The sequence below is a fragment of the Stenotrophomonas sp. 2YAF26 genome (assembly GCF_052114625.1).
In the GTDB taxonomy this organism is placed as follows: Bacteria; Pseudomonadota; Gammaproteobacteria; order Xanthomonadales; family Xanthomonadaceae; genus Stenotrophomonas; species Stenotrophomonas indicatrix.
Map to the genome: position 1 here is coordinate 33,759 of NZ_JBFRFC010000012.1, position 12,551 is coordinate 46,309.

General features: G+C 66.1%; 12 protein-coding genes. 6 read left to right on the plus strand and 6 right to left on the minus strand.

Going from position 1 to position 12,551, the window contains the following annotated elements; translation table 11 throughout:
- The first annotated feature begins 223 nt into the window (after positions 1-223).
- The 5 genes from AB4Y98_RS13970 to AB4Y98_RS13990 all read left to right on the plus strand — a co-directional run bounded on the left by AB4Y98_RS13970 (position 224) and on the right by AB4Y98_RS13990 (position 6,898).
- On the plus strand, positions 224-1,678 hold the full coding sequence (locus AB4Y98_RS13970; protein WP_442244549.1) for a DcaP family trimeric outer membrane transporter: 1,455 nt from the start codon (positions 224-226) through the stop codon (positions 1,676-1,678).
- Between the two features lie 78 nt (positions 1,679-1,756).
- The gene (gene adiC / locus AB4Y98_RS13975; protein WP_223495435.1) at positions 1,757-3,109 is read left to right on the plus strand and encodes an arginine/agmatine antiporter; all 1,353 of its coding nucleotides are present in this window, start codon (positions 1,757-1,759) and stop codon (positions 3,107-3,109) included.
- A 20-nt stretch (positions 3,110-3,129) separates the two neighbouring features.
- Complete coding sequence (locus tag AB4Y98_RS13980) at positions 3,130-5,418, plus strand: Orn/Lys/Arg decarboxylase N-terminal domain-containing protein (RefSeq protein WP_025879234.1); 2,289 nt, start codon at positions 3,130-3,132, stop codon at positions 5,416-5,418.
- A gap of 28 nt (positions 5,419-5,446) precedes the next feature.
- The gene (locus AB4Y98_RS13985; protein ID WP_442244550.1) at positions 5,447-6,349 is read left to right on the plus strand and encodes a cation diffusion facilitator family transporter; all 903 of its coding nucleotides are present in this window, start codon (positions 5,447-5,449) and stop codon (positions 6,347-6,349) included.
- 114 nt (positions 6,350-6,463) lie between these two features.
- Positions 6,464-6,898 carry a RidA family protein gene (locus AB4Y98_RS13990; RefSeq protein WP_025879232.1) on the plus strand — a complete coding sequence of 145 codons (435 nt, stop codon included), beginning with the start codon at positions 6,464-6,466 and terminating at the stop codon, positions 6,896-6,898.
- Here the strand turns inward: AB4Y98_RS13990 and AB4Y98_RS13995 are convergent.
- The 5 genes from AB4Y98_RS13995 to AB4Y98_RS14015 form a co-directional block, all read right to left on the minus strand.
- Positions 6,895-7,608, minus strand: coding sequence for an energy transducer TonB family protein (locus tag AB4Y98_RS13995; protein WP_442244551.1), 714 nt, complete (start codon positions 7,606-7,608; stop codon positions 6,895-6,897). The two genes, AB4Y98_RS13990 and AB4Y98_RS13995, sit on opposite strands and share 4 nt — an antisense overlap.
- 659 nt (positions 7,609-8,267) lie before the next feature.
- The gene (locus tag AB4Y98_RS14000) at positions 8,268-8,822 is read right to left on the minus strand and encodes a hypothetical protein (RefSeq protein ID WP_442244552.1); all 555 of its coding nucleotides are present in this window, start codon (positions 8,820-8,822) and stop codon (positions 8,268-8,270) included.
- Positions 8,823-8,907: 85 nt separating this feature from the next.
- Entirely contained in the window at positions 8,908-9,132 is a 225-nt protein-coding gene (locus AB4Y98_RS14005; protein ID WP_312787415.1) for a hypothetical protein, read from the minus strand.
- On the minus strand, positions 9,117-9,830 hold the full coding sequence (locus tag AB4Y98_RS14010) for a glutamine amidotransferase (protein WP_442244553.1): 714 nt from the start codon (positions 9,828-9,830) through the stop codon (positions 9,117-9,119). The genes AB4Y98_RS14005 and AB4Y98_RS14010 overlap by 16 nt, the downstream gene beginning before the upstream one ends.
- Complete coding sequence (locus tag AB4Y98_RS14015; RefSeq protein WP_428705000.1) at positions 9,827-10,600, minus strand: YggS family pyridoxal phosphate-dependent enzyme; 774 nt, start codon at positions 10,598-10,600, stop codon at positions 9,827-9,829. Before AB4Y98_RS14015 ends, AB4Y98_RS14010 begins: the two co-directional genes overlap by 4 nt.
- A 75-nt stretch (positions 10,601-10,675) precedes the next feature.
- On the opposite strand from AB4Y98_RS14015, the gene ptsJ reads away from it, so the two are divergent.
- Positions 10,676-11,959 carry a MocR-like B6 salvage transcription factor PtsJ gene (gene ptsJ, locus AB4Y98_RS14020; RefSeq protein WP_428704999.1) on the plus strand — a complete coding sequence of 428 codons (1,284 nt, stop codon included), beginning with the start codon at positions 10,676-10,678 and terminating at the stop codon, positions 11,957-11,959.
- A 10-nt stretch (positions 11,960-11,969) separates the two neighbouring features.
- Here ptsJ and AB4Y98_RS14025 read toward each other — a convergent pair whose 3' ends face one another.
- Positions 11,970-12,476, minus strand: coding sequence for a hypothetical protein (locus AB4Y98_RS14025; RefSeq protein WP_353098355.1), 507 nt, complete (start codon positions 12,474-12,476; stop codon positions 11,970-11,972).
- Positions 12,477-12,551 lie beyond the last annotated feature (75 nt).

Consider the following 12,551-nt stretch of genomic DNA (forward strand, 5'->3'; position numbering starts at 1 on the left):
ACCCCTGCGGTCGCCACCCCTTAGGCAGCGCTGCCGCAGTGGAAGCGACTCCGGCGCTGTCCGGGCAGGTGGGGCAATGTCATCGCCCTGTTGCCTGCATCGCGCAGGCTGGCGACGGTCGTCGACGCAGTACCCGCATTTCCAGCAACGGCTCGTTGAGGTCGGGGCGGCGCACGCGCGCTGCTCGGCCGCGCGGCGGAAGTTCCAGTCCGGGGAGGATGCAATGCGCTTGGCGGTACTGAGTATGGGGTGCCTGACGGCGATGGCAGCGATGCCGTTGCACGCACAGGAGGATGCGCAGGCATTGCGTCGGGAGATCGACGCGATGCGGCAGACGCTGCAGGGCATGCAGCAGCGTCTGGACCAGCTTGAACGACGCGAAGAGCACGCGGCTGCGGCTCCCGTTGTACTGCCGACGCCGACGCCGACGCCGACGCCCACTGAATCGCAGGCGACCGCGACGGTGTCAACCGCCAGCGGCATCCTGCACCCGACCCAGGTTCCCGGCGTGTCGCCGACCGTGCTGCCCCAGCGTGAATCGGTGGCCGATCCGTCAACGGCGGCCTCGCGCCCGGACAGCGCCGCCGGCCCGACCGATCCGGACCTGAAAGGCTTCTTCGCCATTCCCGGCACCGACACCGTGATCCGCATCGGTGGCTATGCCAAGCTCGATGCGATCGCGGATTCGCGCGGCGCCGGGGACGAGGATCAGTTCATTCCCTCGTCGATGCCGGTGGGCGGCAGCCATCGCGACGTCTCGAACTTCAATATCCACGCCAAGCAGACGCGTTTCAGCTTCGAGGCGCGGCGTCCAACCACGCACGGCAACCTGCGCTTCTATCTGGAGAATGATTTCTTCGGCAGCAGCGATGGCTATCAGTTCCGCCTGCGCCATGCCTACGGTCAGCTTGGCAACACCTACGCAGGCTATGGCTATTCCAGCTTCATGGATCCGGACAGTTTGCCCGACACGCTGGATTTTGCTGGGCCCGGCGGCGCCGGTTACCTGCTGGTGGCCGGCATCCATCACAGCTTTGCACTGGGCAAGGGCAACACCCTGACGCTGGCCGCCGAAGACCCGGACACCGAGCTGGCCGGCGCCAGCGATGCGATGGCGGCAGTCAATCGACTGCCGGATGTGAGTGCCATCGCGCGCATGGAGCGTGACTGGGGCCACCTGCAACTGGGCGTCGTGGCGCGCAGTCTGGCCTACGACGGCGATGCCCGCCGTGACCGCGTCTTTGCCGGTGGCGCGCAGCTCAGTGGCTCGGCCTCGGTGGGGGAACGCGATCTGTTGCTGTTCGGCGCGCTGGGCGGCCGCGGCCTGAGCCGCTATACCGCCGATCTCACCGGTTCCGGTCTTGACGCGGTGGTAGGTGCCGATGGACGCATAGATGCGCTGGACCTGCACGGTGGCTTCGTCGGTTACACCCATTACTGGTCGGATCTGTGGCGCTCGAACCTGATCTACGGCCAGCTGACCCTGGAACGCAATGCGGCGCTGCCCACCGATGCATTCCGGCAAAGCCGCTACGGCGTGTTCAACCTGATCTGGAGCCCGGCACCGTCGTGGACGATGGGCATGGAACTGCTGTACGGCCGCCTGCAGCAGCAGAGCGGAGCACGCGGCGACACGGTCCGGGTGCAGGGCAGCCTGCAATACAACTTCATCAAGTAAGCGCCAGCGGCAGCACGCCAGCGTAGCCATTCCCCACGCCCGGGTTCACCGGGCCCATGCCAGGTACAGGAGATTGTCATGGCAGAAGCAAAGAAAATCGGGGTGGTCGGAGCCACCTTCCTCGTCGCCGGCAACATGATGGGCTCAGGGGTGTTCCTGCTGCCCTCCAGCCTGGCCAAGATCGGTACCGCCTCGATATGGGGGTGGCTGATCACCACGGCCGGTGCGCTGCTGCTGGCCTTCGTGTTCGCCAAGCTCGGCAAGCTGGCGCCCAAAGCGGGTGGCCCGTATGCGTATGCACGCGATTGGTTCGGTCCCTACATGGGCTTCCAGACCAACACCATCTACTGGTTCGCCAACTGGATCGGCAACGTTGCCATTCCCATCGCGGCGGTGGGCTACTTCAGCTACTTCTTCCCGATCCTGTCCGAACCGCTGGTGCGCTGCATCGCGGTGCTGATCCTGGTGTGGGCGTTGAGCTTTGCCAACATGATCGGACCGGCGTTCGTCAGCCGCGTGCAGACGGTCACCACCAGCTTCGCGCTGGTGCCGATCCTGGGCATCGCCATCTTCGGCTGGTTCTTCTTCGATGCCGACATCTTCAAGGGCGCGTACAACGTGTCCGGCGAATCGAACTTCGGTGCGATCTCCAGTGCGGCGGCACTGACCCTGTGGGCCTTCATCGGCGTCGAGTCGGCCTCGGTCACGGCCGGCGTGGTTGAAAACCCGGAGAAGAACGTGGCCCGCGCCACCCTGGCCGGTGTGTTCCTGGCCGCCATCGCCTACATCGCCAGCTCGTCGGTGATCATGGGCATGGTGCCCAACGGCGAGCTGCAGGTGTCTGACGCGCCGTTTGCACTGGCGGCGGCCAAGGCCGTCGGGGGCTGGGGTGGTGCGCTGGTCAGCCTGTGCGCCTTCATCGGCGCCGCAGGTTCGCTGGGCGGCTGGATCCTGCTGACCGCGCAGAGCGCCAAGGCGGCCTCCGATGATGGCCTGTTCCCGAGCATCTTCAGCAAGACCAACAAGGACGACGTGCCGGTCAAGGGCGTGCTGATCGTGGCCGTGCTGATGACCCTGGCGGTGCTGGTGACCTCCACCTCGAAGACCGCTTCGGCCCAGTTCGACGTGATCACCTCGGCGGCGGTGGTGTTGACGCTGCTGCCGTACATCTACTCGTGCGTGGCCTGCTATTTCGTGGTGGAGCGTTCGCACACGCTGGTGCACACCGGTGCGTTCTGGACCCTGACCAGCCTGACGGTCGTGTACTGCTTGTGGGCGATCTACGGCTCGTCGGGAACGATCGTGCAGTACGCCTTCCTGTTCGTGCTGTTCATCACTGTGTTCTATCCCTTCTTCAGCGAGGAGCGCCGCCAGCAGCGGCAGCGTTCCCGCGAGGCGGCGGCGATCTCTGCCGGCGCCCAGCGTTCCTGAGTTAGACAAGGAGAATCAACGTGTATTTCAAGTCCCTGGATTATCCGGTCATCGTCATTGACGGTGACTACGACTCGCCGCGCATCGGCGGTATCCTCATCCGTGCGCTGGTGGAAGAGCTGCGCAGCAATGACCAGCGCGTGCTGTGCGGTCTGAACCTGGATGACGCGCGCGCCGGCGCCCGTACCTACGTGGCCGCTTCGGCGGTGCTGATCTCGATTGACGGCAGCGAGGAGGTCGACGGCGAGTTCCAGCGCCTGACCGCCTTCCTGCGCGAGCAGAGTGCGCGCCGGGCCAACCTGCCGGTGTTCCTGTACGGCGAGCGCCGTACCATCGAGAAGGTGCCGAGCAAGCTGCTCAAGTACATCCACGGCTTCATCTTCCTGTTCGAAGACACCAAGAGCTTCATCTCGCGCCAGGTGATGCGTGCGGCCGAAGACTACATGCAGAACCTGCTGCCGCCATTCTTCAAGGCGCTGATCCACCACGCGGCCGAGTCGAATTATTCTTGGCATACGCCTGGCCATGCCGGTGGCGTGGCTTTCACCAAGTCACCGGTCGGGCGCGCCTTCCACCAGTTCTATGGCGAGAACACGCTGCGCAGCGATCTATCGATTTCGGTGCCGGAGCTGGGCTCGCTGCTGGACCACACCGGCCCGATCAAGGAGGCCGAGGACGAGGCCGCGCGCAACTTCGGCGCCGACCACACCTTCTTCGTCACCAACGGTACGTCGACGGCCAACAAGATCGTGTGGCACGGCACCGTGGCCCGCGGCGACGTGGTGTTCGTCGACCGCAACTGCCACAAGTCGCTGCTGCATTCGCTGATCATGACCGGCGCGGTACCGGTGTATTTCACGCCCAGCCGCAATGCGCACGGCATCATCGGCCCGATCAGCCTGGACCAGTTCACCCCGGAAGCCCTGCAGCAGAGCATCGCGGCCAATCCGCTGGCCAGCCAGGCCTACCAGGCCGGTTCCAAGCCGCGTATCGCGGTGGTGACCAACTCGACCTACGACGGCCTGTGCTACAACGCCGAGAAAATCGCCGAGGAGATCGGCAGCGCGGTCGACTTCCTGCATTTCGATGAGGCCTGGTATGCCTATGCCGCGTTCCATCCGTTCTACGAGAACCACTACGGCATGGCCAAGGGCAAGCCGCGCGAGCAGGACGCGATCATCTTCACCACTCATTCCACGCACAAGCTGTTGGCCGCGTTCTCGCAGGCCTCGATGATCCACGTGCGCAATTCGGCCAGCCGCGACCTGGATGCCGAACGCTTCAACGAATCGTTCATGATGCATACCTCGACCAGCCCGCATTACGGCGTGATCGCGGCGTGTGATGTTGCCTCGAAGATGATGGAAGGGGATGCGGGGCGTTCGCTGGTGCAGGAAATGCATGACGAGGCGATCGCCTTCCGCCGGGCGATGCTGCATGTACGCGACGATCTGGGCCGCGATGACTGGTGGTTCAGCGTGTGGCAACCGACAAAGGTCGAGCGCAGCCTGGACAAGGGCGATACACCGGCGCCGCTGGTCGCCAAGCGCGAGGAGTGGTACCTGCAGCCCGATGCGCATTGGCACGGGTTCGAGAACCTGGTCGATGACTATGTGCTGATCGATCCGATCAAGGTGACCCTGTTGACACCGGGGCTGTCGATGGACGGCAGCATGGGCAAGCTGGGCATCCCGGCTGCGGTGCTGAGCAAGTTCCTGTGGGGCCGCGGCATCACCGTGGAGAAGACCAACCTGTACTCGGTGCTGTTCCTGTTCTCGATGGGCATCACCAAGGGCAAGTGGAGCACGCTGGTTACCGAACTGATGGCGTTCAAGGAGCTGTACGACCGCAACGCGCCGCTGACCCAGGCGCTGCCGTCGCTGGCTGCCGACTATCCCCATGCTTATGCCGGCTGGGGCCTGCGTGACCTGTGCGACGCACTGCATGCGTTCAACCAGGAGTTCGCGGTGGCCAAGGTGATGCGTGAGATGTACGTGGACCTGCCGACACCGGTCATGACCCCGGCCGATGCCTACAACCACCTGGTGAAGGGCGAGATCGAGCGGGTCGACATCGAGCAGATCAGCGGCCGCATCGCTGCAACGATGCTGGTGCCGTATCCGCCGGGCATCCCGACAATCATGCCGGGCGAGCGCTTCGGCGACCGCGACGAACCGATCATCCAGTCGCTGCGCATTGCCCGCGAGCAGAATGCGCGCTTCCCGGGCTTCGAGTCGGATGTGCATGGCCTTATCATCGAGCGCGATGGCGACGTGCCGTCCTACAAGGTGGAGGTGCTGAAGGCCTGAGCCGGTACGGTCGGCCCTTCGGCGAACGATGGATACCGCGCGCGAGCAACGCATCCTGAAGTTCTCGATCGGGGTCACCGTGGCGGTCAGCGCGGTCGGCTTCATCGGTGGTCTGCTGGTGGGATCGCAGGCCATCCTGTTCGACGGCATCTACAGCCTGGTCGACGTAGCCCTGACCCTGGTGTCGTTGTCAGTGCTGCGGCTGGTGGCGCGGGAGCATAGCCCGCGCTTCCAGTACGGTTATTGGCACCTGGAGCCGATGGTCGAGGCGCTGGGCGGAGTGATCCTGTCGTTGGCCTGCGTCTACGCACTGGCCAACGCGGTGATTGGATTGACCACCGGCGGGCACGAAGTGAAGTTCGGGCCGGCGCTGTGGTGGGCGGCGCTGCTGAGTGCCAGCAACCTGGGCATGGCCGCGTTCGTGGCCCAGCGGGCCCGCAGGCTGCAGTCGGCATTGCTGTGGCTGGATGTACGTGGCTGGATGCTGGGCGGATTGATGAGCCTGGCGGTGGTGCTGGCCTTCGTGTTGGCGCTGGTGCTGCATGGCGGTAAGTGGCACCACTGGGTGCCCTATCTGGACTCGATCGTACTGGCGCTGATCAGCCTGGCGGTGCTGCCGGTGCCGGCGCGCAGTGCGTGGAAGGCCATGCGAGAAGTGCTGCAGGTGGCACCCGATGATCTGGACGAACGCGTGCAGCAGGTGATGCAGGCGTTCGCGGCCGAGCATGACTATGCCGGCTTCACCAGCCATGTGGCGAAGATGGGGCGGATGCGCTTCATCGAGATCCACATCCTGACGTCGCCGTCGACGCCGCTGGGCACGGTGGGTGAGGTGGACGCGATGCGCGATGAGATTGCAGTGCGGTTGGACGCGCGAAGCAGCACGTTCTGGCTGACGATCGATTTCACCGCGGACCCGGCGTGGACCTGATGTTGTTCCTGCCGATCGTTGCGTGTGGTGGACCGCTTTGTTGCATGCAGGCGGTTTGACCTCAACAGCAGTTGAGGTCGCAGACTGCGTCGCATTCCCCACGAGGCATGCGGTATGAACCTGCTGACCACCCCGGACTTCAGCCATGGCCTGCTGGATCTGTTCGATCCGCCTGGCCTGCACGATCCCAGTGCCAACGGATATTCGCACGTGGCGGTGGTGCGACTGCCAGCGCGTGTGATCCATATCGCCGGACAGGGAGGCGAGGACGACCAGGGAAGCCTGTCGCCGAGCTTCGAGGAGCAGGTGTCGCAGGCACTGGACAATCTGCAGACCGCGCTGCGGTCGGCGCATGCGGATCTGGCCGATGTTGCACGACTGCGGATCCTGGTGGTCGACCACGACGAGGATCGCCTGGGCATCATCGCCCGCCAGGTGCGGCGACGTTGGGCTAATCGCGCAGCGCCGACCTGCACGTTGATTCCGGTGCCGCGGCTGGCGTTGGACGGAATGCTGTTCGAGATCGAGGCAGAGGCCTACAGCGCTTAGCGCAGGTAGTACTCCACCGGCACCACCAGTTCCTGCGGAGCTGGCAGTTCTTCTGGAATCCGGGGCAGAGGCTGCGCGCGGCGGAATGTCTGCAGCGCGCTTTCATCCAGCATCGGCTGTCCACTGGACTGTTCCAGGCGCAATGCCCGCAGTTGGCCGTCGCGGTCGATGCTGGCCCTGACCCATGCGGTGCCCTGCTGGCGCCGCGACCTCGCTACGGCGGGGTAGTAGCGGTAACGCTCCAGCCGCGCCATCAGGCGGGCTTCCCACTGGTCGCTGGCGGCGCCGGCCTGGAAGTCCGCCGGTGGTGCGTCCGGGGTGGGCGGTGCGGCCGTGATCGATGCCGGTGCGGAACGGGCATCGGTCGCGGCCGCAGGCGGGGCCACAGGCAAGGGCTGGTGGCCGTCGCCATTCTTCTGGCTGGCGGCGAGGTTGCCTTCGGGTGCCGCCGTGGCGCGCGGTGGCGGGGGGGCTTTCCGCGTTTCGGCCGCCCGTGATTGCTGCGCTTGGCTGGGGCGCTCGGACTGCAGTTCTTCCACCGGCTGCGGTGGCGTGGCCGGTGCCAGCAGGTGCAGGCTGATGCGCACGTCCTGTTCCGGCGGCGGCAGCAGCGGCGGGGTGGACACCCAATGGACGAACAGCAGCAACGGCAGCAGGTGCAGCCCGATGCTGATCGTCACCGCTTGCCAGTGCTGCCGACGCTCACTCATCGCTGACTACCCCGGACGGTTCGGCGACGTCGGCAGCGAGCAGAGGGCCAGTGACCGCATCAGCACCTGAGGCAAAGCTGTGTTGGATGAGTTTGCGACGGACGTGGGCGTGCAGCGGCCGGTAGTGGGCTGCGCACAGCTGCGCGGCATCCGTCGATTCGACAGGTATGGGCACGGGGCGGGCGAAGGCTGGGGAAGGGAACAGCCCGCGGCGGCAAGGGCAGCGGCGTCACTTTATAGTAAAGAAGAATCATTTGCATCTTTTCTTGTGTGCGCCCGTCCTGCGGTAGTGCCACGTGAGCCTGCGCTGGCACGCGTAGAGCGGGCTATGGTGAGCGCGCGGCGCGTTCCATCTGCAGCAGCAGGCGATGCGCGGGGAACATGCGCAGGCTGGGGTAGCGGGCGCGGTAGTAGGCATTGCCGTACATGTCCGTCACAGTGACGCGAAAGCAGGCAGAGGCAGAGGGCGCGCGCATCGCCCTGCAGATGGGATGCGAGCCGGAACAGGTCCGTGGCGTCGGCGTAGATGCGATAGGGGAACCACAGCAGCTCTCCCCCGAGGATGAGGCTGCGTTCACCATTGCCCGACAGATTATCGATCCGGCCCAGCCGTTGCTGGAGGTCGGTGCAGGTTGCCTGCAACGCGCGGGGAACGTCGATCAACGCGACGGTTCCGCCAGCGTGGTGCCGCGATGGTCGCAGTGGATCTGCCGGCTTTCCGTGGCGTTGGGGTGCAGATCGAAGCCGCACCGCTGCAGTGCATCCTTGGCCGCTGCAACGGCGTCTGCATGACGGCTGACGCGGTGCTGCTGCCAGCGCAGTGGAGTGAACACGCCCAGCGGAAGCAGGCGTACGCGCCGGCCGTGCAGGACCAGTGAGACATCCACATGGCGACCGTCCAGATCATGGCCGTTGGCGCCGAAAATGGCGTCGATCTCATCGTGGCGATGCCGATAGCAGCAGCGGAACACGGCGATGCCGAGGCGCCGTACCAGACGCCGGAAGCCTCCCAGCTTTCCCTGGCTGCATTCGAAGCCGCGGGTGACCAGCAGGCGCAGCGTGGATGGCAGCAGTGCCTGCGCATCAAGCAGGCACTGCAGGACCTCGGCCTCGAGGATGACCTGTGACGCGGGCCAGCGCGGGGCAATGCGCAGGCCGTCGATGGTGCCGCGTGACAGGGACAGTCTGGAGGTTGGCGGGAGGTGGTCTGGCATGGGGGCGTTCCTGCGGCATCGAGCGGGAACGACTCTACAGGACGTTGCGCAGCATGCGTTGAGTCAATGCCGCATCACCTGGGGATCAGAGATCGCGGTATTGGATCTGCGCGGCCAGCACGCGCAGGCCATCGGCGGTGCTGGAGAGGATGCGCTCTTCGCCGATGCCCTTCTGCCGTTGCAGGGTGAAGCCTTCGGCAGCGGGCAGGCGTGCGGCGATGGCATCGATGTGTTGCAGCGCGTTGGGGCCGTCGCAGTCGAAATGGCCGCAATGGATGCCGTTGTGCTGGATGGTCAGGCGGTAATGCATGGGCGGGTCTCCGGCAGGTCGTGCAGCCACTGGTGGAACATCGCGGTCGCCGCGGCGGCGAGAGGCCCGCCATAGCGACGGGCCTGCGTGCGCAGGTCGACGGGATCGATGCCGGCCTCGGCCAGTTCCAGCGCGTGGCCGATCAGCCAGCGATCGAACTGGCGAGCGTCCAGTTCGGGATGACACTGCAGGGCGAGGGCGTGGTGGCCGATGTCGAAGGCCTGGTGGCGACAGGCGGGCGTGCTGGCGAGGCGCCGCGCGCCCACCGGCAGTTCGAAGGCTTCGCCATGCCAGTGCAGCACCGGGATGCCTTGCAACGCCTGCAATGGCGAGCGCTGGCCCTCATCGGTGAGCAGCAGCGGTGCGAACCCAATTTCCTTGCCACCGGTGGGGGCGACGCCAGCGTGCAGGGCGCGCGCCATCAACTGGGCGCCGAGACAGATGCCGAGCGTCGGTCGCTGCTGCTGCAGCCGACGCTGCAGCAACGCGATGCTGTCGGCGAGGAACGGATAGGCAGCTCCATCGTTGACGCTGATCGGACCACCCAGCACCACCAGCAGATCGGCATCTTCGGCGGCGTCGAGTGCATCCACGCCTGCCTGCAGGACCTTTACCTGCCATCCTTGCGCGAGCAGCAGCGGCTGCAGGGTGCCAAGATCTTCAAAGGCCACGTGCTGCAGGGCAACGGCGCGCTTCATGCCGGTGCTCCCGGGGTAGGCCAGTAGAAGCTGTCGGGCGTGGAGCGTGCACCGAAGATCGCCTGGCCAACGCGGACGACGGTGGCACCTTCCTCGATGGCGACTTCAAAATCACCGGACATGCCCATCGACAGCTGCGACAGGTCCAGGCCTGCCGGCGCCGTCTGCTGAAGCTGGTCGCGCAGCTCGCGCAGGCGCACGAAGCAGGCGCGTACGCGTTCCACCTCGGGAGTGAAGATGGCGAGGGTCATCAGGCCACGCACGCGCAGGCGGTCGAAGGCGGGCAGCTGCTGCACGAAGTCGGCCACCGCCGCCGGCTCCAAGCCGTATTTGCTGGGCTCGGCCGATGTGTTGACCTGTACGAACACATCCAGCGTACGGTCCTCCAGCAGCAGCCGCTGCTGCAGCGCCTCGGCCACGCGCAGGCTGTCCAGCGCCTGGAACTCGCTGGCGAAGCGTGCGACGTACCGGGCCTTGTTGGTCTGCAGGTGGCCAATGACCGACCAGTGCACGCCAAGGTCAGCCATGGCCTCGGCCTTGCGCTGCGCCTCCTGCACCTTGTTTTCCCCCAGCTGGTGGCAACCGGCGGCTACGGCCATGCGGATGCGTGCTTCATCGACGGTCTTGCTGACCGGTAGCAGGCGCACGCTGGCCGGATCACGACCGGCGTGGGCACAGGCGCTGGCGATGCGCTGGTGCACGGTGGCGAGATTGGCGGCGATCTGTTCGACGGACTGGGCGACGGGCCAGTCGGCGGCGGCGAGGGACATGGGGCACCTCCGGTGCGGGGTGGCCAGGGTGGGATACACTGGCACAGGACAATAGATAGTTTGGCATAGGACAAAATGAAAATCACCGGGAACAGCGCCGAAGCGATCTTCGACAGCATCCGCGAGGGCATCGGTAGTGGCCATCTGGCGGCGGGCAGCGTGCTGCCACCGGTGCGGGATCTGGCCGATCAGCTGGGGGTCAACCGCAATACCGTGGCCGCCGCCTACAAGCGGCTGGATGCGGCAGGCTTGGCCAGTACGGCGGGACGTCGCGGCACCGTGGTGCGCGGCCTGCCGGCGACGATGGCACGCGAGGGCAGTGCACCGGGGCTGGCCCTGCATGATCTGGCCGGCGGCAATCCGGATCCACGCTGCCTGCCCAGCCTGCGCGTGGCTGCAACGGCCTCGCGCCTGTATGGGGTGGAGACGGTCGATCCACGCATGCAACGTCTGGCACGGGCCTCGCTGGATGCCGATTGCCCGCTGGACTATGCGCTGGAACTGACCCATGGCGCGGTCGATGGCATCGAGCGCCTGCTGTCGGCGTGGCTGCTGCCGGGGGACCGCATCGCAGTGGAGGATCCCTGTTTCCTGGGCAGCCTCAATGTACTCGGTGCGGCCGGGCACGCGCCGTTGCCGGTGGCGGTGGATGCGCACGGCATGCAGGTGGAATCGCTGCGGCAGGCGTTGGATGCAGGCGCACGTGCGGTGCTGCTGACCCCGCGCGCGCACAATCCCACCGGTGCCAGCCTGGATGCGAAGCGCGCACGTGCGCTGCGCCAGTTGCTGGTCGGTTATCCGCAGGTGGCGGTGCTGATCGACGATCACTACGCGCTGCTCTCGCAGCAGGCCTATCACTCGGTGTTGCCGATGGATGGTCGGCGTTGGGCGTTGCTGCGTTCGTTGTCCAAGGCATTGGGCCCGGACCTGCGCGTGGCCTGGTTGGCCTGCGATGGGCAGACCGCGGCGCGCCTGCGCCTGCGCTTGGCGGCGGGCACCGGCTGGGTGAGCCATCTGTTGCAGGATGCGGTCAGTGCGGTATTGGAGTCAGCGCAGCAACGGGCGAAGGTCGCTGCGGCCGGTGAGCGCTACCAGCAGCGGCTGCAGGGTCTGCAGGCGCTGTTGCAGGCGCGCGGGCTGCCGACACCCTTGCCGATGGAAGGCTTGAATCTGTGGCTGCCGTTGCCGGCCGACAGCACGCCGCAGGTGCTGGCGCTGGCGGCGCGTGGCTGGCATGTGCGCGGGGGTGAAGTGTTTGCGGTGGCTGCTCCGGCGCATGGGTTGCGCATCACCTGTGCGGCACTCGGCCCGCCGCAGCAACGGCGATTGGCCGATGACCTGGCGGCGGTGATGCGCTGAGGGTGTGCGCTCAGGGTGCGGCGCTGGCGCCGGGTCGCACGTAGTAGGACTGGCCGCTGTCGTCGAGGAACACCAGCTCCGGCTTTCCCTGCCAGGAACTCAGCATGGCGCCGGTGTTGTTCTGGTGCTTGACCATTAGGCTGGCACCGCGGTCCGGGTTGGCGACCACTTTGAAGACTTCCGTGGTGCCGGTCGCATCGTCAAGCGTCAGCAGGGCTTCGCCACCTTGGTCGCTGGTGCCGTAGCCGCCGCGCTCGGAACCATCGGGGCCGAGCAGGATCAGGCCGGACAGGGCGTTGGCACGCGGCCCCTGCGGGCGGCCTTGGCTGAGGGGCTCGGGGACCGGTGCGCCGAGGATCACCCGTGGCTGGCCGCTGGCATCGTGGATGATCAAGCCGCGCGCTTCGATCACGCGTTGCGGTGATTGGCTGCGATGCAGGTTCCAGGCGGTCCAGCCGGAAACGATCAACGCGAGTGTGGCGACCACCAGGGTGGTCAGGGTCAGGGCACGGGCCATTGTGTATTCCTTCCTTGGACGTGACCGACGATAGCGGAATCCGGTCGGTCGTGGTCAGTTCGTTGTGTGACGGTG